This is a genomic window from Nocardia sp., assembly GCF_025465275.1.
Taxonomy (GTDB): Bacteria; Actinomycetota; Actinomycetes; order Mycobacteriales; family Mycobacteriaceae; genus Nocardia.
The window spans coordinates 51,644-75,469 of record NZ_JAODNK010000072.1; the positions used below are offsets into that span (position 1 = coordinate 51,644).

The 23,826-nt window shown below is 63.9% G+C and carries 20 protein-coding genes and 1 pseudogene; 7 read left to right on the forward strand and 14 right to left on the reverse strand.

Annotated features, from left to right (window positions below):
• The 11 genes from JWN03_RS16205 to JWN03_RS16255 all read right to left on the reverse strand — a co-directional run bounded on the left by JWN03_RS16205 (position 1) and on the right by JWN03_RS16255 (position 13,999).
• A complete protein-coding gene (locus JWN03_RS16205; protein ID WP_297615316.1) occupies positions 1–1,575 on the reverse strand; it encodes a hypothetical protein in 1,575 nt (524 codons plus the stop codon).
• Complete coding sequence (locus JWN03_RS16210) at positions 1,572–3,752, reverse strand: hypothetical protein (RefSeq protein WP_297615318.1); 2,181 nt, start codon at positions 3,750–3,752, stop codon at positions 1,572–1,574. Before JWN03_RS16210 ends, JWN03_RS16205 begins: the two co-directional genes overlap by 4 nt.
• A 15-nt stretch (positions 3,753–3,767) precedes the next feature.
• On the reverse strand, positions 3,768–4,301 hold the full coding sequence (locus JWN03_RS16215; protein WP_297615320.1) for a hypothetical protein: 534 nt from the start codon (positions 4,299–4,301) through the stop codon (positions 3,768–3,770).
• 243 nt (positions 4,302–4,544) lie between these two features.
• Positions 4,545–4,940 carry a hypothetical protein gene (locus JWN03_RS16220; RefSeq protein ID WP_297615321.1) on the reverse strand — a complete coding sequence of 132 codons (396 nt, stop codon included), beginning with the start codon at positions 4,938–4,940 and terminating at the stop codon, positions 4,545–4,547.
• Positions 4,941–4,973: 33 nt separating this feature from the next.
• Positions 4,974–6,350: a MinD/ParA family ATP-binding protein gene (locus tag JWN03_RS16225; RefSeq protein WP_297615322.1), complete on the reverse strand. Its 1,377-nt coding sequence runs from the start codon at positions 6,348–6,350 to the stop codon at positions 4,974–4,976.
• 153 nt (positions 6,351–6,503) lie between these two features.
• Positions 6,504–7,703 carry a peptidoglycan DD-metalloendopeptidase family protein gene (locus tag JWN03_RS16230; RefSeq protein ID WP_297615324.1) on the reverse strand — a complete coding sequence of 400 codons (1,200 nt, stop codon included), beginning with the start codon at positions 7,701–7,703 and terminating at the stop codon, positions 6,504–6,506.
• A complete protein-coding gene (locus JWN03_RS16235; protein ID WP_297615326.1) occupies positions 7,703–9,601 on the reverse strand; it encodes a cutinase family protein in 1,899 nt (632 codons plus the stop codon). Before JWN03_RS16235 ends, JWN03_RS16230 begins: the two co-directional genes overlap by 1 nt.
• 619 nt (positions 9,602–10,220) lie before the next feature.
• Positions 10,221–10,397 carry a hypothetical protein gene (locus tag JWN03_RS16240; RefSeq protein ID WP_297615328.1) on the reverse strand — a complete coding sequence of 59 codons (177 nt, stop codon included), beginning with the start codon at positions 10,395–10,397 and terminating at the stop codon, positions 10,221–10,223.
• A 420-nt stretch (positions 10,398–10,817) separates the two neighbouring features.
• The gene (locus JWN03_RS16245; RefSeq protein WP_297615330.1) at positions 10,818–11,369 is read right to left on the reverse strand and encodes a hypothetical protein; all 552 of its coding nucleotides are present in this window, start codon (positions 11,367–11,369) and stop codon (positions 10,818–10,820) included.
• A gap of 116 nt (positions 11,370–11,485) precedes the next feature.
• Positions 11,486–12,514, reverse strand: coding sequence for a GAF domain-containing protein (locus JWN03_RS16250; protein ID WP_297615332.1), 1,029 nt, complete (start codon positions 12,512–12,514; stop codon positions 11,486–11,488).
• A 285-nt stretch (positions 12,515–12,799) separates the two neighbouring features.
• A complete protein-coding gene (locus tag JWN03_RS16255) occupies positions 12,800–13,999 on the reverse strand; it encodes a GAF domain-containing protein (RefSeq protein WP_297615334.1) in 1,200 nt (399 codons plus the stop codon).
• A gap of 11 nt (positions 14,000–14,010) precedes the next feature.
• On the opposite strand from JWN03_RS16255, the gene JWN03_RS16260 reads away from it, so the two are divergent.
• From JWN03_RS16260 to JWN03_RS16275, 4 genes are all read left to right on the forward strand, one after another.
• Complete coding sequence (locus JWN03_RS16260) at positions 14,011–14,907, forward strand: alpha/beta hydrolase family esterase (protein WP_297615336.1); 897 nt, start codon at positions 14,011–14,013, stop codon at positions 14,905–14,907.
• 42 nt (positions 14,908–14,949) lie between these two features.
• A complete protein-coding gene (locus JWN03_RS16265; protein WP_297615338.1) occupies positions 14,950–16,506 on the forward strand; it encodes an AMP-binding protein in 1,557 nt (518 codons plus the stop codon).
• Between the two features lie 9 nt (positions 16,507–16,515).
• A complete protein-coding gene (locus tag JWN03_RS16270) occupies positions 16,516–17,328 on the forward strand; it encodes an alpha/beta fold hydrolase (protein WP_297615340.1) in 813 nt (270 codons plus the stop codon).
• A 305-nt stretch (positions 17,329–17,633) separates the two neighbouring features.
• A complete protein-coding gene (locus JWN03_RS16275) occupies positions 17,634–18,017 on the forward strand; it encodes a hypothetical protein (protein WP_297615342.1) in 384 nt (127 codons plus the stop codon).
• Positions 18,018–18,413: 396 nt separating this feature from the next.
• Here the strand turns inward: JWN03_RS16275 and JWN03_RS16280 are convergent, their stop codons facing one another.
• Entirely contained in the window at positions 18,414–18,785 is a 372-nt protein-coding gene (locus tag JWN03_RS16280; RefSeq protein ID WP_297615344.1) for a DoxX family protein, read from the reverse strand.
• Positions 18,786–18,900: 115 nt separating this feature from the next.
• Between JWN03_RS16280 and JWN03_RS16285 the strand changes: the two genes are divergently transcribed.
• Together JWN03_RS16285 and JWN03_RS16290 are read left to right on the forward strand one after the other, a co-directional pair.
• Positions 18,901–19,392 (forward strand): MarR family winged helix-turn-helix transcriptional regulator, encoded by a 492-nt coding sequence (locus tag JWN03_RS16285; protein WP_297615346.1) that lies wholly within the window; start codon positions 18,901–18,903, stop codon positions 19,390–19,392.
• Positions 19,393–19,967: 575 nt separating this feature from the next.
• The gene (locus tag JWN03_RS16290) at positions 19,968–20,516 is read left to right on the forward strand and encodes a wax ester/triacylglycerol synthase domain-containing protein (protein ID WP_297615348.1); all 549 of its coding nucleotides are present in this window, start codon (positions 19,968–19,970) and stop codon (positions 20,514–20,516) included.
• Here the strand turns inward: JWN03_RS16290 and JWN03_RS16295 are convergent.
• Positions 20,449–21,328 (reverse strand): annotated as a pseudogene (locus tag JWN03_RS16295) (IS3 family transposase); the annotation flags it as partial. The gene JWN03_RS16290 and the pseudogene JWN03_RS16295 sit on opposite strands and share 68 nt — an antisense overlap.
• 143 nt (positions 21,329–21,471) lie before the next feature.
• Between JWN03_RS16295 and JWN03_RS45505 the strand changes: the two are divergent.
• Complete coding sequence (locus JWN03_RS45505) at positions 21,472–21,756, forward strand: transposase family protein (RefSeq protein ID WP_366914436.1); 285 nt, start codon at positions 21,472–21,474, stop codon at positions 21,754–21,756.
• Between the two features lie 531 nt (positions 21,757–22,287).
• Here JWN03_RS45505 and JWN03_RS16305 read toward each other — a convergent pair.
• Complete coding sequence (locus JWN03_RS16305; protein ID WP_297615350.1) at positions 22,288–23,799, reverse strand: acyl-CoA synthetase; 1,512 nt, start codon at positions 23,797–23,799, stop codon at positions 22,288–22,290.
• Between the last annotated feature and the right edge of the window lie 27 nt (positions 23,800–23,826).

Below are 23,826 nucleotides of genomic sequence, written 5' to 3' on the forward strand. Positions count from 1 at the left end.
CTACCGGGTATGTGGGGTGGGGGCGAGTCCCCGGGCCAAGGGCAGAGTGGTGAAGACGGCGACGTCGTGATCGCCTACGCACCAGTCGATTTCGGTGATCGCGGACTCGTTCGCGGCTTCAGTGACGCGCAGACACGCGCGGTCGAGATCGTCGAGGTCGCGGCCGGTGACCGCGATGGACGCGGTGTAGATGGCGCCGTGGTGCCCGGTGCCGGGCATGAGGTCTTGGCGGCGGCGTTCGGAAGCGTCGGCGAGGACCTCGGTGGAGCCGTCGTCGAGCTTGCCCTTCTCCTGTTCCTTGGCCTTGCGCGCCTGATCGGCGGTGACATCACCCTTGGTGGCCGCACGGGCACGATGGGCGGGAACGAAATCCAACCGGACGCTCAAGGTTCGGATGGTGGGCATCGGCGCGATGTCGTCATCGCCTGGATCGGCCTCGACTCCGGTCAGCAGCGGCGCCAGCCACAACGGCCCGAGCGCAACGGGTTCGATCACCCGCGGGGGGATATGTCCCACGCGGGTGCGCCAGTGCCCTTGCGGCCCGATCGCGACACAGTCGCTCCCGCCGACGTAACTGGGCCAGCAGGTCGACCAGGTGGCATCGCGGTGCCGGTCGATCTTGTAGCTGGCATCGAGCAGCGCGCGGATCACCGCGCACACTCTGCGCTCGCCGAGCACATCAACTCGCCCCATACCGGCCATCGTCAATAGTCGTGTGGCACGTTCGGTTTCGTCCCGCACGACCTGGGCGATGCCGCCACCGATCGGGGCGTTCTTGTTGCGGGCGAGCCGGGCGGTTTCGGCCATGAAGGCCTCGGTCTGCGGGAACCGCAGCACGAGGAAGGACCGGTGTTCCTCCGCCAGAGGGGTGAGGGTGTCGATGAGGGTGCCGTAGGACTCCACCGCTGGCAGGAGCCTCGTATCACGCAACCGTGCGACCCGCGCGTGCGCCCAGCGGGTGTGGCGGGTCATGTCGTGGGGGATGCTGCGGTGCAGCAGTTGCAGGCCGCGCACGTGGGAGCTGGTGCGTGCCATCTGCGCCAGGAACGTCCCGAACGCCATCGACATCGCCGCGTAGGCGGCGTCACCGCGGAGCCCGTCGGCGATCCCGTCGACGGCGATGACCACCGAATAGTACGATCGCTCACCAGGATTGGCGGTCCGCAGAATGAACATATCGTCCAGCCCGGTGCCGGCCACCGGCAACGGTGCGGTATTGCCCAGCGGCGGCGGGAATTCCCAGCCCGGATCCAAGGACGGGTCCCCGCACGCGGGGTCGCCGCCGTTGCGGTAGACGTGCTCACCGCGCCGCCGCCGGGTCCAGGTGCGCAGATCGTGGGCGCGCCGCGATGCCCAGGAGGGTTTGTCTCGCCATTCCATCGTCGCTGCGAACACGGCGATCAGCCATCCGAGGGCGGTCGCGATGGCCCATGCCTGTCCGCCGCCGAGGATGTAGATCGCCAGCGCGGCAACGATACTGAGCGCCCAGGCGGTCAGGACCGGCCGTGACAATCCGAGCCAGCTGCGGCGGGCGATCTCCCCGCCGAGAATGCTGGTGCGCATCCCGGTGCTCATTCGCCACCCCCTGGCTCGGCCTCACCGGGGGCGGCTTCGGCGGTGCTGCGGGCCTTGTTCAATGCGCCCGACGCTGCTTGCGCCGCAATCGGTGTCGCGACCATCGCCGTCTTACCCAGTGCACGTCCGACCGAGCCCAAAGCGCCCACCGATGCGCGCGCGGCCGACCTGCCACGGCCGGACTTCGACCCAGCGTTCGCGCTCAAGGTGCCGGAGAAGCGGGCGGCGGTCGGCGATCCGGACGAACCTTCCCCACCGCTGCTGCTACGTGGACTCGACCCGGTACCACCGGAACCCTCGCCACCACCGCCGGTAGACCGGCCGCCGCCCTCACCAGCACCACCGGTTGCACCGCCACCGACTGCTTGTTGCCCACCGGCTCCCTCGCCGCCGGAACTGCGGCGACCGGTCCACCACATCGCAGTTCCCGCCCCGCCGACCGCGCCGGCCATGAGCGACCCCGATTGGCCGAATCCTGCGGCGTCCGAGCGTGAGGGCAGCAAGGGTGCGTAGCGCAGCAGCGTCCACGGCGCCAGGCCGACGATGAGGAAAGCGACGACAACCAGGCAGAGCTGCCCGAGGGTGCCGAGCTCCTGTTGATCTCCTGCGCTCTCGGTCAAGGCAGAGTTCAGCAGTCCGGTCATGGTGGCCAGGAGCAGAAACAGCAGGGGTTTGGAGAATACGATCGCGATGAACAGCAGCACCGGGCGCAGCGCCTTCTTGCGCCAGTTCGGGTGCACCCACATCCCGAACCCGATCCCGGAGGCCACGGCCAGCATCGGCAGGGCGACCTGGTGCATGAGCAGTCCGAAGAACACCGCCAGCGCCCCGGCGATCAACAGCAGGAACAGGATCAGCCCGACCAGCACCCCACCCGCAAAGTTGCTCGCGGTGAGTTTTCCGGTGAAGGTCTGCAGGTTGGTGATCATCTGTCCCATGTCCGGGCCGGAGGCGCGGGTGATCGCGTCGGAGGCGTCGTTGGCCAGGCTCACCAGCAGGGTCGCGAACATCGGGGCGAAGAGCATCAGCAGCACCCCGGCGGGCATGTAGCCGAACAGATCCGCGCTGATGGTCTTGAGGGTTTCGCCTTTCGCGGCGGCTCGCCAGAGGGCGAGCAGGGTCATCGCGCCCATGACGATCACCCCGATGCCGGTGCTCAGGGCGTACCAGTGCAGGAACCAGTCCGCGGTGGGGTCGAACTTCCCGACGCTGGCCAGACCGTCCAAGACCCGCGAACTCAATTGCACGGCACTGTCTTTGGAAGAGTTGGCCCAGTCGTCGATCACGCTCTGAGGGTTGTCGACGAATCGCAGTGTTGCCGCCCCGGCTTTCCACAGCCACCCGAATCCCGACACGATCGCTGCACCCGCGGCGAAGTTCGCTCCGACTGCTGTGTCCACGGCTTTCTCGATCGTGTCTGTGAGGCTGGTGTTCTTGTCGAGCCAGTTGGCGGTGCCGCCTAAGAGCTTGCCGACCGCGCGATTCCAGATCAGGCAGTTGGTTTGGTCCCCGGTGGCGGGGTCGGAGTTGGCGCAGTTGACGAAGTAGGCGTGCGTGCAATAGGCGAAACCGACGTGGCACGGGTCGGTCCACACATGGTCGGGGACTTTCTGTCCGCCGAGCTGTGTACGAATGGCGCTCAGCGATTGATCATCGGGGTGGGTGGCCCAGTCGAAGCCCCAGGCGTTGCCCGCCGACAGTCCCGTCCAGCGTTTCAGGTCGTCGGCGCACGTGGGTGCCGGCATCCGGTAGGTGGGGTCTCCTGAGGGAAACACCTTGGGCAGCATGTCTTTCGGAGGTTCGGCGTGTTGGGTGATGATCGTTTGCGCTTCGGACTGCCGGCCGGTGACCGGCACGTCGGCCCCGAGTAGCTGCGCTTTCTGTGTGTCGTCGGCGGTCCAATACATCAGCCGGTCTTCGGCCGGCATCACCGCATTCACATACGCGCCGACATCGCCGCCGCGGCTGGCACAGGTACCGGAGAACCACGCTGCTTTGAATTCGTCGGTGTTGGCGACGAATTGGCGCAGATCCGAGGGAAACCCGTCCGGCAGCGATCCGGCCGAGGCCGGTGTCGTGGTGTCCGGGTCCGCGGCGGCGATCCCCACCGAATGGACGCAGGCGGTGAATATCACTGTGGCGGTGAAGATTACGGTGACGATTCGTCGCAGAGGCATGACCTGTCCCACCCCCTAGTTGATGTAGAAGCTGTAGTAACCGGACTCGAGGGCCCCGCTCAGCGGGGACTGCGCGCCGGGCGCCACGCTCTGCTCGGGCGTCGGTCCGGTCTGGGAGGTAAGTTCCTTCACCTTCCAGTCACCGGCTTCCCACACCAGCGACACACTGTGGGTGGCCCACGCGGTGATCACCGAGGCCGGATCACCGTCACTGATCGAAGACCGTGACACCGCGACCGTCCACACACTCACCCGCGCGGCCGAAGATGAGAACTCCACCATCGACACCGCCGCCGGAACGAGATTGACCACGTCACGTCCAGGAGCGCGGTCCGCGCCGATGCCCAGCGAACGCCGCAAACCCGGGCCAGGATCGCGGGCGATGACGGCGTGCTCGACCGCGGACATCGGGATGCGCCCTTGGCCGGCTTGGGTCAATGCCTGCACGGTGTTCACCGCCGCGGTCTCCGCACCCGCCCGATCGTGCGCGTATCCGACCGGGACACCATGTGCGGTCGCGGTCGGGCCATGCGCCACCCGGACCGTCATCGTCGGATCGTGGCCGCCCGAGGAGTTCGACCCACATGACCCGACAGCGAAAAGTGCTGCGGCAGTGGCCGAGGCCACTACCAGAGCCGCGATCAGCCACCGGCGCAGCGGCATCCTAGCCCGACGAGGGGTGGTGACCGGACTGCCAGAAGGTTTTGGGCCGCTCGCTGCGGTGTCTGGGGAGAGCTCGGCGAATTGTGTGCCGTGGGTGTATTTCACTGCGACCTCCTCATGAAGGGCGGATCATCCGCCGACGACGAACAGGACGGTGGCCACCAGCGGGGAGGCGAGCCCGACCAGGCCGAGGGACACCAGCGCGTCCTGCAGGTCCTCACTGCCTTCGGCGAGATCGTTGGTGTAGCCGCGGGACTTGGCGCGTTTGACTTTGAACGCTCCGACGATCACCCGCACCGACGCACCGATCACCACCAGCGCCCACAGGAACGCGACGATCCGTTTCCACGAGGAATCCAGGGCGCCGTCGAAGAGCCCGAAGTCCGGCTTGATGCCGCCCAGCGGGTTGGTGATCTGCGCGGATGCCGACGGGGCAGCGCAGACGACCACCACCGCGCCCGCGAGAGCCGCTCCCACGCTGCGGCAGGCCCGAACTCCCAGCAGGACAATGTGTTTCGTTTCCATAGCCGTTCACCTCATTTGTGTTCGGATCGGTTCTCACCAGCCCGGGTCGAGGTCGTCGACCGGGGTGGGAGAGGCTGGAGTGCGGATTGTTCGGCTACGCGAGAGCTGCCCTTCATGCAGCGCGTACGCCAGCAGCCGCTGATGAGTCGCCTCGTCCATACCCGCTGCCCATCGGATATCGGGAACGAACCGGGTCTGCATCGGAAGATGCCGAGCGGCAAGGGTTTCCGCGACACTGTCGGCCACCGTGGCGGCGACTTCGGTCCAGGCACGCACCGACGGGCGGCCCAGTCGGCTCACGACGATGCGTTCGCCGCTGGCCAAGACCGGGTCGAACGGCACCACAACCACGCGCGTAATCCCGGCAGCCGCCAAAGTGTCCGTGACCTGCGCCTGCTGGGCACCGGCACCGCACAGCGCGATCACCGCGCGAGCGGCCAGGTCTTCGTGCCCGTCCTCGGCGATGCCGTCGAGCAAGCGCAGCGCCGACACGATCACATCCCGGCGCCCGATCACCGGCACCACCAACTGGGTAGCGTTGGCTACCGCCCACCGGAACCCATCGGCGCGGTCGTTGCTGCCGGTATCGACGACCACTATTTCGCGGTGGCGCCGCAACACCGCCAAGAGCGCCGCGCACTCCTCGCGGCCGATGCACACGCTGCCGCCGGGTGTTTGGTCCGAGGCCAGGATCTCATCGAGAGTCGGCTGGCGTTGCAGGAACCGGGCCAGCCCGGAGGCGTCGGCGTTGGCGGTGCACAGTTCATGGGCGTGGCTCAGGACATCCCACACGGTGTGCTCGCTCGGGCAGCAGGCCGCCCGCGAGGCGAGGCTCCCGCATGCTTCGTGGGCGTCCCAGGCCACCACCCGGCCTCCGCGATGCCGCCCGAACAGGGCCGACAGCAACACTGCTGCTGGGGTTTTGCCGCTGCCGCCTTTGGGATTGGCGACCAGTACCACCGGGGTGCCGGGCAGTGGCTGGCGGATCCGTTCCACCGCCTGCCGGTACGCCACCTCCTGCCCACGCCGCTGTGGCCGCACCCGCAATCCGAAGGCGTTGACTCGTCCTCGCCATCCCCACCGGGCGGGGTCTGTGTGTACTCCTGCCGCGGGTTTGAGCAGCATCGCCAGCCGCGCTTCCCGCACCGCCGCGACCTCGTCCGCCGATGGCTCCCCCGGCCCGGCCAAATTCTGTTCACCGACCCCGTAGGGGTCGCTCTCGTCCTGCGCCAGCGCGACTGGATCCTCACCATGCCCTGGGCCCACCTCGCTATCTGCCTCGCCGCTGAGTGCGGGGTTGCCGTCGTCGCTGCGAATGCGTAGCCGTTGCCGGCGCAGATCCACCGGTTGTTCGGCGGTGTAGTCGTCACGTTCGACGGTGTCAGTACTCGTCTCGGGGTCGTTGTCCATCACGGCGCTCCCTTCCCAGTTCCTGTGCTGGCGTGTCTGTTTCGATGCCGCCCGCGAAGTCACGCAGCAGTGTGTGGACGAAGCGCTCGCAGGCCATCGGCGATCGCATGGAGGTCCAGCAGATATCGCGGACGCCGGGATTCGGCTCGGCGTTCACGACGAGCCGCCCAGCGCCGCAGCGTATTTAGCGGCCAGTGCGGGGATGGCTTTCACGTAGTTCACGGTTTGCGAGTTCTGGCATACTCCCCCGGCTGCGAAAGTGCCGGCGGGGCCGCAGTTGTACATGCTCAGCCACAACTCGGTCAGGTCACCGTGCAAGGTTCCTTGCGCCAGACCCGTTTTCGCGCTCTGTGCCAGGTCGCAGTCGTATTTCGCCTGCGACATCACCGCGTCCGGAATCGAGGTGACGTCGGCATACCCCTTGCCTTCGACATCGATGCCGTAGTTCGCCCATGTTCCGGGCATGAACTGTGCGGGTCCCCGCGCACCGTCCGGCGAGACCGCCTCGGTGTTGAATCCCGACTCCTGCTCCTCCTGACCGGCCAACAAAGGCCCGGTCACTTCCACGCAGGTGGTGGCCGCCCGGCGGATCCACGGTTCGAATGCCGCAGGGACAGAACCGGTCCGCAGATCCGGGCCGCCGCCGCTCCCGCTCGCGGCGACCGGCATGCATCCTCCGGAGAATCCGGCCTCTTGTGCGACACCGAATCTCGCTCGCGATGTCCTGGCGCCGCCCGTCGCATCGGCGGTCGTCGTAGTCGCGACTTGCTGCACCACCGCGTCGGACCTGTCGATTGCGGCGCCGTGTTGCGCGAGCCACGGCACGGGGTCGATCTGACGACCGCCCTGCAGCCGTCCGCCCGGCACCACCTCGAAGTGCACGTGCGGGCCCGTGGCCTCCCCGTTGCTGCCCACCGCACCGATACGTTGTCCTGCCTGGACTTGTTGTCCGACAGTGACGTTCACCCCGTCGTCGAACATGTGCCCGTAGACCGTCGAGAGCAGGCTTCCGTCGATCTGGGTGTCGATGATGATCCAGTTCCCGAACCCCTCCGCCGGGCCGGCCGCAGCCACCGTGCCGTCGGTAGCCGCCAAGATCGCGGTACCCGGCGCGGCGGCCAGATCCACACCCTGATGCATTCCGCCGTCGCGGGGCCCGAACGGTGAAGACACGGTGTAGGTTCCTGCTGGCAGCGGCACCACGACCTGGGCACCGGTATGTGGTTGCGTGCGTGGCACATCCGGTAGGCAGCCCTGCTGAATGGGTGTGCGGTCCCCGGACCCGAGCAGCAACGCGGCGCCGGCGATCGCGAGGGCGGCGACCGGCACAAGCACCACGGCCAGCGCGCCCATCAGACCACTCCGACGACGTGGCGGATGCGGTTGCCGAACCAGTCGCTCAGCCACTGCACCGCGGTACGACCGTCGGAATCCACGACATAGTGTTCATAGCTCTCGTGCACACCCGAGGTCAGGAACGACACCGCGTCCGCGCCCTCGGACAGCAACTTCGAGAGCGCATCGATACCGTCTCCGCCGCTGCTCGTATCGCTCTTGGTGGTGAGCGATTTCGACAAGCTGCTCAGATCGGTCGTGCTCTGCGATCCCCCGGTCGAGGTCGACTGTCCGGTGAGGGTGTTCAGTGCGAGCGTGGCGAAGCCGAGTGCGGTGGGGACGAAGTCGAGCAGACGGGCACCGACGGCGAGCAGATCACCTCCGCTGCTGATGGTTTGGGCCAGAGCCCACACCTTGTCCTGCAACTGCCCGACCTGCTGTGCCAGCTTCGCCACATCGAGGTTCGCCAGTACACCCACTACCGCCGCGACGATCTGGGCGGTGCCGCTCGGATCGGGGATCATCGCGATCAGCCGGGAAGCGGTGTGCAGATCGACACCGGCGGCCATCTTCACCAGCGGCTGAAACAAGTTGTTCAGCTGCCCGAACATCTCGTGCAGCCCGTTCACCTTGGCGGCGGTGTCCATTGCCGGATTCCCGAGCACCCCGATCATCCGTCCCAGCGTGTCCGCCAGGGTGGGGACGTTCTGCGCGAACGACAATCCGTTTTCCACGACGTTCACCAGCTGGTTGACAATGACCGTGGGCTTGAGCATGGCCAGTACCTGCGCGGCCTGCGACGCCAGATCGGAGGTGGACGACGACAACGAATCCGTCAGGGGTGCTACGGCATTCGCGGCGGTCTTCGCGGCCTGCGCTCGGTCGGTCTCGTTGTTGGTCTTCCCGCTCTGTGTGCTGAGATCCGACAGCGCGTCCACTGCTGTGCTGACGTCGGAACGTCGAACCCCGTCGAGAACGGACCCGGCGAGTTTGTCCGCGGAACCATCGGAGGCGTCCGAGAGCTTCTTCTGTGCGTCGGGGGTATCGGAGGCCCAGGTGCTCAAATCATAAAGAGGCTGAAGGGTTTTCGCCGCGTCCGAGGCAGTAGCGCTCAGCGCGGACGAGTCCGTGCCAGTGGTCGCCTCGGTGCCCAGACGGGCGAGGGTCGCAGGCAGATCGGCGATCTTGCCGGCCGACAGATCGGTCGAGAGCGCGTGCCCCAAATCATCCTGCTGGCCCGTACCGCTATTGCCGGTGCCGATCGAATCGCCGGACTGGGTCAGGGCCCGCCCGATGCCAGCGGTGATCGGGTCTTCGCTCGAGTTCGTGGCGCAGTATTTGTCTTTGGTGGCACAGATTTCCGCAGTCACCGCCGATAACGCGCAGAACCCGCTCGCGCGGGTGCCGGCGATGCCCTGACCGTCCACCGTGGGACCGATCAGTTTGCCGCCGGCGGTGCCCTGCTTCGGATCGGCCACCAATCCCACTCCGAGCACTCGATCCGCGGTGAGCGGATCCCCGTTGCATCCGATCGAGGCCGCGACGTCCCCCATCGCGTCGGCTCCCTGGCTGTAGCCGGCCAGGACGAATTTCGTTGCAGGACAAGCACCTGCGATATCGCCGACTACCCGCCGGACGGCAGCGACGCCGGTAGCTTTGCTGTCGCTGTAGGCCATGCCGTCGAACGCCTCGGCGGCGTACGCGGGGAACCGATATTGGAACTGGGAGCCGAACTGCTGTGCCAACGCCGTGGCCACCGGCGCGAACAAGCCCACGGCCTGGGTTTCGTCAGCGCCCGCATGCGTTTCCCAGGTTCCGGGCAGGAACACACCGGTCACAGCCGGGCAGCCCGATGTGTCCAGCGCTGACGGGGAGGCATCCGCTGCCGCGGTGCCCGACACATCAGTCGCGGTCATCGCGGTCGCGCAGGCCATGATTACCGCCAGCCCGGCGCAGTAGCCCGGTGCCCGGCCTCGCCGGTTGTTTCGGATTCGCCGGTTCCTACCGGCGGCGGTCGTCATCGGTTCCCCTGGGATTCTTTGCGGGCTCGCACCCATTCATCGACCACGGACGCTTCCAGAAGCAGCGGGGAATTCGCGGCATCACTGTTTTTCCACGCCCGTGAATACAGCGAATGGCCCTGCGTACGCAGGTGCCTGATCCGGTCCGGGGAATGCCCGGTCCGCTCACTAATCTGACGAATATTCAACAATCGATCGCGGCACACACGACCACAGCGATCACACGGATTTTCTGCCACCGAAAACCTCCAATCCCATTGCCGAATAGCCAGGTTCCACCTGCGTGGCGTGAAGACACCGCCCGTAGCGTGCTAGTAATGGATTCGGCATGACTCAGCCGGTCCCGAAGCTGCGCGATTCGAACTACATGTGCTGAATCGATCAGTGTTGCCGGGACTGCAATTAACGATGAATGACAGCCGTCGTCTCGATCGATCACAGCAGGAAGCAATCGAGTAGCGGATGACCAGGCGGTCGAACCGAGAATTATGTATCCACAGTGACCAGAGCGTCGCTATTCTGCGTCGAGCATGCGACGATGCCGAACGCGGCGCTTGCGCTGTAACTCGTTGTCCAGAATCTTGTCGTAGAGCCGCTCGAACCGTTCGTCGAGCGCCTCGTCCCATACCAGGATCGCCTCACTCTCGGAAGAGCGATGTGAACGCCGATAGGCGTGATCGAGGATTTTCATCTCACCCACTCCCTTCCGATCCGACGCAGCCTCACCGAAATCCGTGGAAGGATGTATTCGGAAAGTGTCAGAATCGCAAGGCCATGCCGAGATGTCCCAGGGCCTGAAGACGCGACACTCAACCTATTGGCAGAGGTATGTGGGACATCCAGCTTGTCATCCGGTTCCGCATAGCGGGTGCCGGGAATCTCTCAAAAGAGAGGCATGCGTTAAATGTAACTGATGTCACATATTCGCGCAAGATCTTCCAGAGCTTCGGATTGCGGATTATGTCATCGAGTACCAGAAACTAGTGGCGGGTATAGGGATTCGATGTTCCGAGGTGGGCAATGGTGTCAAACATTGTGATCACATTAGTTTGAACCACCCCGTAGGACATTGCTGCGCAGGGTGAATGGATTGCTCGACGTCATTTAGGATTCAGTGCCATGGATCCCAGCCCAGCTGGGCTGTGATCTCGGCATAGTCCACGGCCAGCTGTTCCATCCGTGTCCACACCGGTGGCGGCCAAGCAGATTCTTCATGCTCGTCAGCGCAGGCTCGAGCACGATCGAGGTCGATTCCCGCGCCGCCGACCTGAGCAGAACGCCGATCGGCCATGTGCGGATCCTTGTCCCGGTTGGCCTCGGCGGCCGCCCAATGCGCGATCAGTTCCTGCAGCCGCCACTGCTGCTCCCAGCCGGCGCGATAGAACTCGAATTCCTCATCGCTCATCACGTTCCGGCACTCGGGCTGCAGCAGCTGGAGTCGAGCATCGAAGGACGTGATACGTTGTATGGCCGCCGCAGCTGATGTCTGGTTGTTCCAGCCCGCGGGATCGTATGGCCGAGTTCGATATTGGTCCAGGGCGGACTGCGCGGCCCGCAGCGCTGCACCGGCGGCAAAGGTCAGGTCGAGCGGCACGCCATCGATGACCGCCGGGGATCGGTCCTCGAGCCGGTAGACGTTATTCCTCATGACGGCCTCCTTCATCGATGTGCTCCGAATCCTGTCTCGTTGAACAGTTCTCGCCCAGTGCGGCTGAGACGCGCGCCTCGGACACCGAAACTGAGGGGCGGCAGCTCGTGCGCATCAGCGGGCCACTAGCGCTAGGCGGCTTCATCCGAAATCCCCTGGCATCGAGAACATTTGTCGAGTACAGATGCCGGCATCGGAGGAACGATCGCGATGTCCGCGAGCACCTGGGGCTGATCGCCGGTGACGATCCGGGTCCACCACGATTCCAGCTGGATCCAATCGTCGGCCGAATCGAATCGGACCCGGGCACGCACGCTGGCGGTAGTCGCAGTGCCGGAAAGCATTTCGAGTCCGGCGGAGAGGATGGCAGCCTGGTCATCCGGGTGCAGTAGAGGGCGATGGTGCGACCATCCTGCGATCCGGTCATGGTCGTTGGCGACCCAATCATGAATGACCAGTCCATTCAGATCGATGAGAGCCAACGCGTGGCCGCGCAGCACCGGCACATTCCGCAAGGCACTGGAGTACATGTCGGGAGGCACCGGCGCTTCGACATCAGAAATGTCGCACACGACGGCACGAACCGTGCGGTTGGTTCCCATACCAGAAGCCCGCGCAGCGAGGTGAAGCCTATGCACAACACCGTCGCCGAACGTCCTTGTGGCGCAACCGATCCATTCATCGATCGGGCTGTCGAAGCTGAGGAGCGCCAGGAACTGGGAGCGGTCCTCGAAACGATCGAAGTACGACAACATCTCCGGAAGCATGAGTCGCTCCACCTTTTGGTCATCGAGCAACAACGAGCGCGCAGACGCGGACGCTGACACCACGACCGTGGCATCCCATTCCAGGACACCAATGTTCGGCAGCGGCGGCAGTCCTTCGTCAGCGTCGCCTGCCCAGAGGGCGACGGCACGGACATGTCCGTATGGGCCGCAGATCGGGCTGGCAACGATATTGATCGATGCTCCGCACGCCAGCTCGAGTTGGTCGATCGCGACCCGACGGCTCACCGCGCATCGCTCGACGAGGGGCGGCAGCCGACGGGCGATCACGATGTTCGTCGCGATCGTGACGCGGTTGAGGTTGGCGAAGCGGCGCGGATGCTGACCGTCTACAAGAACTGTGACGTCGTTGGTGTCGCCGAGTCTTTCCACCACCACCCAGCGCTTCGGGGAGTGTGTGCCGCCAGGGTGCGAGCATCGGACGATGCGCGCAGGCATGTCCGCCGGGGATGCGAGGCGTGATTTCTCGCCGCCTGGCAAACGCTGGGATGCAGGCCTACCAGAGCTCGGAGACTGCGATGCCTCAATAGGGATATCAACCATCGAAACCACCTCCAGGACGTCTTCAGCTGCGCACATGCGTAGCCACCTAGCGACGCGGAGACGGCCGGCTTCACATCTCGCGTAACTCCCTGGAGGGAGTGCATTTTGTAGCGTAGATCACAGTTGAACCTTCCGCAACGGTTCAGCTATCCGCCCTATAGGCAAGTCACCGGCAGGCCGAATGAGGGAGGTGAAGAACCTGAGCGATCCTTCCGAACCCGGAAAACCTGAAGGTAGAGGCACCGTGTAGATCTCGATCGGCAGCCAATCATGGTCAACGGTTAGCAGTCGGACAACGCTGTGAGCTCCGAATACTCTGCCCGTTGCCAGGTCCGCCATCATGCTCAAAAAGATCGATTTGTCGTCGGGATGGACCAGATGCGTTGTCGCAAGGTTCCACTCACCCTCGCTTGTCGATGCGACCGTATCCCCTGACGCGGGGTGGTGGCGCCAGGCGATCTGTGGAAGTGGGGGCGTCAGCCACTCGATGATCTGCATGAGCCGCATGTCGATCAGCGCAGTGGTGCCGCCGAGCAGCGCCACGGTTGCGTCATTGTGGTAGGTGGGGAGCACGATGCCGGGGTCGCGTCCATGTTCGACTTGCAGTAGAAGTCCACGCAGGCGGTGCGGCTCGTGATACCGAAAGCAGCCTGCTACTCGTGCTGTGCGGGCATCATCGGCGGTGAGGATCTGGATCGGACCCTGCCACTCGGTGTCCGGCTGCGGGTCGATGGCGGCGGTGATCAGCTGATCACGGCGTTCGCACTCGATGATCCGGGACAGGAACCAAGCACCGTGCAGCAAATTGTGACTGGCAGGAAGCACTGACCCTCCGGCGCCAGCGCTGATCAGCGTCCACAACTGCCCATCCCATACGAACGCATCCACCTGCGGTGGATCCAAGATTTCGGCCCCGTCGTCTCCGGCCCAGAGCTGCACGGCAAGCGTGCGCCCGTTCAACCCGTTGATCGGATTGGCCACCACACTGTGCGCCGTGCCGCGAATAGTGATCGACCGAGTGAATGATGCATGAGTCTCGATAGCTCGCGTGATGGCTGAATGAGCAAGGCTTGCAAGGGAATTGGGACGCACCGCCCGGTAGAGAGAACGCCACCGCGCCGTGCCCTCCTCGGGCACATACCGCAGCAGTGCCTCGGGTTCAGCGGCGTCGATGAGATACCACATCTGATCCTTCCCTTCGATGTCGGGACGGCCAGTACCTAACACTGCCTGGCTTTGCACGGCAGCAAGATCAAGTTTAGTGAAGATCGGGGCATCGTCAGCGATATCGCCAACATCCGGCGTCGTGGCCAGCAACAATCGAGTCCGTGGATGATCCGGAGCACCTCGCTACGAACGTCATCGTTGACCGATACGTCGTCGATCACGGAGGCCGCCAGCGCACCTCAACAGTGGTGATTCCACGAAATCCGGCCGACAACCCGGCGCTGGTCTTGGTGCTGCACGGGTTTCTCCAGACCGGGGATTCGATGCGCAAGTTCAGCACCCGGGCCTTCGATGCCCTCGCGGCCCGCGGACACGCTGCCGTCGCGTATCCGGACGCTGTCGGCCGCGAATGGAACGGCGCCCGAAGGGCGGTCATGCTGTCTGCAACGGCAAAAACCATAGATGACGTGGGATTTCTACGCCGGCTGGTCGAGGATCTGGCCGAACAGTACGTGATCGACCGACAGCGGGTCTTCGCTGTCGGATATTCGCTTGGCGGCCAGATGACGATTCGGCTCCTGCACGATGCACCGGAGGTACTCGCCGGCGCGGTATTGATCGGCTGCAACCTGCCCGCACCCGAAAACCGCTCGGTCTCGGATCAGCCGGGCAGGGCCGTACCTTTGCTCTCCATCCACGGGACCGCGGACCCGCTGGCCCCGTACGAGGGTGGCCGAGTCAGTTTTCGCGGGCTGTTCCCCAAAGGAGTTCATCTGTCTGCCCTCGACACCGCGCAGTACTTCGCAGCCCGCAACGGCATCGATGCTCCCCCGACCGTTCAGTGGCTCGCCCCGGACCGCCCTTCACGCACCACGGTCCGCCGAACGGACTACACACAGGCAGACCGGTCACCGGTCAGCCTCTACACGATCGTCGACGGCGGTCACCAAATCCCCGGCGCCTCAAAAGGTCCACGGTTCCTGTACGGCAAGCCCAGCGACAACCCTGTCACGGTCGAGACCATGTCCACGTTCTTCGGATTGTTCCAAGATCGCTGAAGGTGCGCGCCTGTTCGCACCGAGGATGGCAGACTTCGGGATATGAGCGAGGCGGCTGCAGCGTCGGACCCGATCATCACCTGTGGCGCTCGGACACGGCGCCAATCGGAGACGCACCAGCGTGCCGGGAGACTCGCGGCCGCTCTCGCCGATGCGGGAGTCGGCGCGGGTCAGCGTGTTGCGATCATGGCCCGCAACGACATCGAGTTCCTCGAGGTCTCCCTCGCCGCCGCTACCTGCGGCGCGAACCCTGTACCGATCAACACGCGATGGCAGGCACCCGAAGTCGCGCACCTGCTGAGAGACGCCGATGTCCGAATGGTGTTCGCCCACACCGAATTCGTGCCCATCATCGAGAAGGCAGCCGAATCGGCGAATGCCAGTCCGGTCATCGTCGAGATCGCGATGCCAGAGGAACTGACGTACGAGACCGGCTTGGGCCGATCGCTGAATCAGCCGACCGGGCGACACGCGATGTTCGAGGAGTGGATCGACGCGGCCAGCGAACCGCTGGGGTGGGTCGAGGGCACGATCGCCGATTCCATGGGATTGATCTACACCTCCGGTACCACCGGACGCCCGAAAGGTGTACTGCGCCAGCGGATGACACCACAGCAGTTGCTATCGATCGCCAGCGCGACGGCGCGGCGGATGGGATTGGCACCTGGCGGGCAGATGCTGGTCGCCGGACCGCTCTATCACACAAGCCCGAACGCGGTGGCGCTGCTGGCGTTGCGCATGGGCACCAACATCACCGTCATGCCGCGGTGGAATGCCGAGCAATTCCTGAAGCTGGTGCACCAGAATCGAATTCAACACGCCAAGATCGTCCCGACCATGCTCTCCAGGCTGCTTTCCCTGCCCCTGGATACGCGGGCCCGCTACGACATCACCAGCCTTACCCACCTCATCCACTCGGCCGCACCCTGCCCGCCCGCGGTGAAACGAGCCGCCATCGACTGGTTCGGTCCCGCGCTGTGGGAGTTCTACGGCTGCAGCGAATCCGGTGCCATCACCTGGACCAGTACGGCCGACTGGCTCGAACACCCTGGGACCGTCGGCCGTCCATTGGACGGGGCCGCCGTCGTCATCGCCGACGAGCACGGCACCGAATTGCCACCGGGCCAGATCGGGCGAGTGTTCATCAAAAGCGCCGACTACTGGCCCGACTTCGACTACCTCAACCAGCTCACCCCGAAGACCACACCCCTGCCGGGCATGATCACCGTGGGTGACCTCGGCTACCTCGACGACGACGGATACCTCTACCTGTCCGGCCGCACCAGCGACGTGATCATCGCCGGTGGCGTGAATATCTACCCCGCCGAGATCGAAGCGGCAATCAGCGCCCTCCCACAAGTGGAGGATGTCGCTGTATTCGGAATTCCCCACCCCGGCGATCTCGGGGAGCAAGTAGCCGCTCATATCATCGCCCGGCCCGGCGCGAAGCTCGACGAAACGATCATTCGTACCGAGCTCACGGAAGAAATCGCCGACTACAAAGTCCCCACGCTCATCCGCGTCGTCGACCAGTTGCCCCGCGACGACTCCGGCAAGATCTACAAGCGCCAGCTGCGTGCCCTCTACGAGCGCCGATAGAGTCCGCGCATGCCGACCATCGACACCAACGGCATCACACTCGCCTTCACCGACACCGGAGAACCACCGGGGCGGCCACAGGCACAGACCATCGTCTTCGGGCACGGAACGCTGTTCGGCGGATGGATGTTCCAGCAGCAGATCGAGGGGTTGCGCGGCCGCTTCCGCTGCGTCGCCATCGACTGGCGCGCGCATGGAGACACCCCGGCACCTCGGACGGGCTACGACATGGACACTCTCACCGACGACGCAGCCGCGTTGATCGCCATGCTCGGCTCATCCCCCGTCCACTGGGTAGGGCTGTCCAGCGGCGGTTTTGTCGGGCAGCGCTTGGCCATTCGGCACGGCGATCTTCTGCGGTCCCTGGTCCTGCTCGATACCTGCGCCATCGCCGCATCCACGCGCGTTATACGTCGAAATGAGTTACAGACCAGATTCTTCCGCATCCTGGGACCAAGAATACTGCGATACACCATCGCGCCACTGATGTTCAGTCCCGCCTACCTCTCCAGTATGCAAGGCAAAGCGACGGTCGACGAATGGCTCGATCAACTCGACCACTGCAATCGACGAGGAGTAGCGCAAGCGATGCGCGCCGCGATGACCCGCCCCTCGATAGAACACGAGCTCAGTCACATCACATTGCCGACCCTCGTCGTCTGTGGCGCGAACGACGTGATGACACCACCGCGACTCGCACGACAAATGGCCAACTTGATCCCAGGCGCCCAGTTCGAGGAGATCCCCGGTTCAGGGCACTGCTCGGTACTCGAACAACCAACGGACGTGACCCGCATACTCGAGCGGTTTTTCTGGATGTAAGCGAATTGGTGCGTGAACCGCTGAGCGAGAGTTCAGCTCCCTTCGATCCATCCCGTCTCCGCTTTCGTGATGAGAGGGAAAGTGGATCCGACTTGGGTCGACGGCGCAGGATTCGAAGGCGCTGGGGGCCGACTGGCTTCGCGCAGCTGTTCGAGCTCAGCTCTGAACCCTCGCTTCTCATATTCTCGGATCTCCTCATGCTCCCAGTCACGATCCTCAGGGCGCCAGGCACTTTCGGGCCGTTCACCTAACCGACTGAGCGCCGTCGCCACTTCCATGAAATGACTTCTTCTCATTGCTGTGACATGACGCTCGCCGTGCGCCCCACCTGGATAGTCCTCTTGCAGAACATAATTCAGCTCAAGACAGGCGTCGCAAACAATGACGTCTTCCGGAAGAGGGATCGCACCGAACTCGAGAAACTGGAGGATCCGATCCAAGGTGCCATGATCAGGCAGGAAGGGACCCGGTCTATGAGTGATATGGAGCAGGACGAGGCGCGCACAGGTCATGGCGTCAGCCCGCCGCGGGACGCTGATATCCGCTGGGCGAAGGCGCCGCAAGGGTTGCTGGCGAAGGCGTATGACGTCGAAGTCGGAACCGAGACTGAGAGTTTCGCAGATCTTCCTCATATCCGTCTCTTCGCGTTCACGGTGCCAGTATTCTCCGTCGTACTCTACGACGAGTAGTCGTTCCTCCCATTCTCCGAGCACAAAGAACATGTCAGCGCGAAGTTCGTAGCGGCCACCGACCCTGTAGCTGCGTCTGCCTGTGCCGAACACGAAGTTGAGAATCGCGAAGATACTTCCTTCCGCCACAGACTCACCGGGCGCACTGTCACCTGGCCTCAGGAGCCGACCACCGCCGAACCAGTTCACGGCGCGACGATAGCGCTCGCCACCGACATGCAACCCGGCTCGACCCCACACCAGGACTCGCGTATCCAATCCTCGCCGACCCAGACGGCGATTCAACTCCTCCGTGAGCCACCTCGGCAGTGCGATGGAGTAGCCATGCCCGCGGATTTCACAAAAGAGCGGGCGGCGCTCCGACATTCGGTGCGCCGCCCCGCTTCGTCTCGGGTTTCAGTAGGAGTACGGCCCGAAGCGGCCCCAGGCTACGAACACCGCCAGTGCGAGCAGAACAGCATTGACCGGCAGCGCGTTGAACTCCTTGCGGCGCACATGCACTCCGGCTGCCAGCACCATGATGAGTGCGATCCCGCTCGCCGCGATGGGCGTGAGCACCGGTGCGATGCCGGTCCAGGCGGGCAGTACCAGGCCGAGTCCGCCAAGGAGTTCTGTGATGCCGATCAGTCGCAGGGTGCCGGTGGACACGTCCTGGACCCACGGCATCTTCTCCGCGAGCTTCTCCTTCGGCTGGGTGCTCTTCATTGCCCCCGCTAGCACGAATGCCACGCCAAGCACGCTTGCCACAATCCACAGCGCCACATTCATAGTTGTCAACCCTCCTTGGTCACTTAAACCGTTGAGTGAATGTTAGGACTATTTACTTAAACATGCAAGTCATCGCTCATCGATTTCACTTCACGATTTAAGTTATTCTGTAGACATGGGCACCGATGAACAGCCGCGCTGGCTCGACGACGAGGAACAGCAGGCATGGATATCGCTGGTCGGCACGCTGATCCGGTTGCCAGCCGCGCTGGACGCGCAGCTGCAGCGGGATGCGGCGATCAACCATTTCGAGTACCAGGTGATGTCCGCGCTGTCCATGTCGCAGGAGCGGACGCTGCGGATGAGTGTGCTGGCGGCGCTGTGCGGCGGCTCGCTGGCGCGGCTGTCGCAGGCGGTCGGCCGACTCGAGAAACGCGGCTGGGTGAGCCGCGCGCCCGACCCGACCGACGGCCGCTACACCTTGGCCACGCTCACCGATGAGGGCTTCGGCAAAGTCGAGGAATCCGCGCCCGGGCACGTGGAAGCGGTGCGGCGCTACGTCTTCGACCCGCTCACCAAGGCTCAGGTCCAGCAGCTGACCCGGATCGGCCGGCGCATCGGCGACGCCATCGATCCCGAAGGGTGTCCGGACAGCCGTCGCCACTGACATCGGTTCCCGGTGGCGCACCAGGTATTCGGAGGTGTCGGCCGCCTTTCCCACGAGCGCTGCACGCGGACACACGTGGACGAATGCAGCGCAGACCAGCGAATCCACCAGCAGGCCAGGGCAATTGACGCACCCTGTCCTGCGGTGTACGAATTCCACAGCACCAGTGTCTATTTCGTCTGCGCGTACGTGGAATCACGTTGTAAACGAACGTATTCCATTGCGCAACACGCAATCTGACTGGTCCGTAGTTTCATAAGCGGGCGAACTGAACCTTTCGGACACGTCGTTCGGCGCACAAAATCCCGTCGCGGGCAGTAACCTCATTGTCACGTCATCAAATACTGGCATCGATGCCAGTCGGCGACCGGCACCGTGTGAACGGTTCCTTCAACAGTTGCTCACCAGAGCGTGAGCACATCAAGCACTTCCGGCTGTCCCGCGCTGCATCTCAACGTGGACAGTCCGAATCGAGTGCGCGCCCACCTACTTCGACGTCCCCACGGTTCCGTTCGGTCACGACGGCACGATTAGCCATGCGCCGACGTCACCAGCAGTACAAATGCGGAGAATCAATGACCGACTTGGAAACGAACACTGTCGACAATCTCGCTGCAGCGCCTTCCAGTGCGGCGATCGAGCAGGTGCGACCCGACCGCGGGCACTGCCTCTCTCATCTCTTTCTGCAAGCGCACGTGGTGACACCAGGTGACCTCATCACCACAAACGATGTGCATGAGGTTGCTCGGCCCAAGGTCATTCCGAGATCGGTGAACTCGGGACGCCCCAAACAGCTCAGTCCCCTGGACACACAGTTGCTCGACATGGGGACACCCACGACACCGATGCACGTCGGCGCGGTCATCATGCTTGCGTCCAACCAGCCGCTCGACATCATGACACTGCGGTGCCTGGTCGCCGATCGCCTCTACCAGGCCGCGCCACTACGCAGGCGACTACAGCGAGTCCCGCTAGGCCTGGACCGCCCGTATTGGGAGGAATCCTCCTCGATCGACCTGGGGTACCACATCCGGGCCGCGACGCTGCCCAGCGGAGCTACCGACCGAGACCTCGCAGGTCTCGTGGCCCTGACCGGACCCCGTGAATTGGTCCACCGGGTGTGAGAGTCGGTGATCGGTGGATGCAGGTGTCAGCGTATCGGGCTGGGGTTTGGTATCCCAGCGCGGAATGTCTTCGGCGGTAGTTGTATTCGTCCTTCCAGTCGCTGATCACGACTCTGGCTTGGGTCAGTGACCAGAAGCTGTTGATGTTGAGGCATTCATCGCGCAGGCGGCCGTTGAACGATTCGATGTAGCCGTTGCGCCAGGGCTGCCCCGGCGGGATGAATGCCAGCCCGACTCGCTCGTAGGCCCAGTCCCGCATGGCTTCACACGCCAGTTCCGGGCCGTTGTCGCTGTGTAGCGCGCCCGGGTAGCCGCGGTCGGCGGCGAGGCGGTCGAGCTCGTCGATGAGTCGGTCGGCGGTGATCGACCAGCCCGCCGAGCCATTCTCGGGTGTGCCCATCGACGATCGAGACGATCTTGACTGGGCGCCCGTCCTCGGTCGCGTCGAACTGAAAGTCGACCGCCCACACTCGATTCGGTGCGTTCGCTCTCGTGTCGGTGGCCGTGGAGGTCCCGATCCGTTTGCGCCGGCGCCGCTGTGGCACTCGTAGGCCTTCATCGCGCCAAAGTCGTTGGATCTTCTTGTGATTGGTGTTCCAGCCCTCGGCGCGGGCGTCGTGGTACGGGCGACGAAATCCCCATCTGGGGTGCGTGCGGGCGTAGTCACGCAGCCAGGCTCGCAGTGCCGCGTCGGGATCCGCCGGTGTTCGCGCGAGTGGTTCGCGGCGTTGGGCCGGTCGGGTGTGGCGTCGTGTTCGATGAGCCAGCGGCGCAAGGCCGCGGTGCACAGAGTCATGACCACGTCGTTGACGGTGCCGCCGAAGCCGTTCTTCACTGTGCGGACCTCGGCCAGCGGGAGCGAGACGAACGCGAACACTCGCTCCGGTGAGTTCGGGCCGTTGAACGATCAGACCCGGCCGCTGTTGAGGCCTGCTCAGGTGACATTTTTCGAAAGATGCTGCCGCACTTGAATGATCTGGTGCCCGTGGAGGTCCTCGGTGACGAGGGTGAGCTGGTGATTGAAGCGGGAGCGGCGGCGGTCAGTGCACGGTGTCCCGGATGCGCGACTGCTTCGATGCGAGTGCATTCCCGTTATCGTGGGCGGTTGGCCGATATGGCTGTCGCCGACCGGGCATCGGTTCTGCGGCTGGTGGTTCGCCGGTTCTTCTGCGACTTCTCCGGTTGCGCGGCAAGGACGTTCGCCAAGCATAGTCGAGTTTGCGGAGTGGGCCAAGGGTGAGGCGGCGGGGTCAACGATCCGTGGCAGCACCACGGTGGCGTTCTCCGATTCCCTGCGGAGCTGTACAAGGAAGGCGTCCAGACTCCCGTAACGGGCTGTGATCTCTACCAGCAACGCAATGCGTTGACGCCCTGGCTCGTCGGGCTCACCGCTGCCATTTGTCCTCCACCGGCTGCTCGAACTTGGACAATCTGTGCCACAGAGATGTTCGGACGAACACCGGCGGGTAGCGGGGGCGGCGCAGCCTGTTGGGTGCCACCCGCCGGTATGAGAACTGCCGTGATCAGCGATCGGTCCCGCTTGCAGGCCGGAACCTGGGAGCCGCTCCGGCGGGGCGACCCCGCGAACACCCCGAACACGACGGCTGCCAGCTGGTAGCGGTGCGGCGGCCGAGAGTCCGCATCATCCCCCGGGGGAGCTTGCCCTGGTTCTTCCCAATCGACCCGGGCGGAATCTCCCGATCGCTGTCATACCAAACACCCACTCGCATGGTGGCGCGGCTGGTACCAGGCACGTCGGCAATCACCGCGTCTACAACCGACGCACACGAAGGCTCTGTTTCATGACCTTGCCCGTGGTATTCCGCGGCAAGTCTGGCACCAGCCGCAACTCACGCGGGAGCTTGTACCGCGCCAGTCTGGCCGCGACGAATTCACGAAGAGCCTCCAGTTCGATCGTAGCGCCTTGTCTGGGCACTACTACCGCGACGACCCGTTCACCCCATTCCTCATCGGGTGCGCCGATCACCGCTACGTCGGCGACGTCCGGGTGATCAAAAATCACGCTTTCGACCTCCGCCGGATACACATTCTCACCGCCTGTGATGACCATATCCTTCAGGCGATCGCAGATGAAGTAGAAACCGTCCTTATCCCGATAAGCCACGTCGCCCGTTCGAAACCATCCGCCGGGCAACTGTGCCTCGGCCGTCGCGTCGGCTCGGTTCCAGTAGCCTGGTGTGACGATGCCGCCGCGGACGCAAAGTTCGCCGGCGACATTTGACTCCTCCAAGGGCGCCCCGTCGAACCGAATCAACTTCACCTCGTTCAGCATCCCCGGTGTACCACACGAGCCGAGCTTATCTAGTGCCCATTCAGGCGAAAGAAAGGTCGCTCCTGTCGATGTTTCAGTCAGACCCCAGCACTGACTGACCGCGATGCCGCGCTCACCGAATATCTGCAGCAGCCGCTCCGGAACTGGCGCCGCGCCTGCGACCACGAATTCGATCGACGACATATCGGCGTCAGCGAACAACGGCGCTTGTGTTAGGTACAACATCATCGTAGGGACCAAAAATAATGTCGTCACCTGATAACGAGCCACATCATGCAAGGTTCGGTCCGGATCGAACTGGCGGTGGAGCACGACATGTCCACCTGCCATGAGTAGCGGCAGTAGCATAACGCACAGGCCACCAGAATGGAACAATGGCGCCGATGTCAGTGCGGTGTTATCACGGTGGTAGTTCACCGAAAGCATCCAATTGACATTATTTGTGAACAGATTACGGTGAGTTAGCACGACACCTTTGGGTTGACCCGTGGTGCCCGATGTATAAAGTATGATTCCCGGCGAGTCGGGTTCTACCGCAACTTCAGAGCCTTCCGGGTATTTCCTTTTGGTATCGTAAACCGTCCATCCATCCCACCCGAATTCACCTAAGCTTATGCGCACTTTCAGATCGGGATTCGTTTCGATGCCGTCGAGAATACCGAGGAATGACTCTTCTCCGATGAGCGCCGACGCGCCACAGTCGTCAATAACGAAGGCCAGTTCAGGGCCCGCCGACCGAAAGTTCAATGGGACAAATACCGCTCCAAGCCGTGCCGTTGCGAATAATGCGACCACGAAGGAACTGTCGTTCATACCTAAATATGCCACACGATCACCTCGGACCACATTCTGTGTCGCAAGGAAGCTTGCGAACCCTTCTATTTCACTCTGAAGGGCGGCATAGGTGAACGTCGAGTTCTCAAAAGTCAGCGCCAGCCTTGCTGCGTCGCGTTCCGCCCGGAGGCGCAACCATGTTGCCAACCCTAGCATTTAATCCAACCTCACGTGCATAATGCC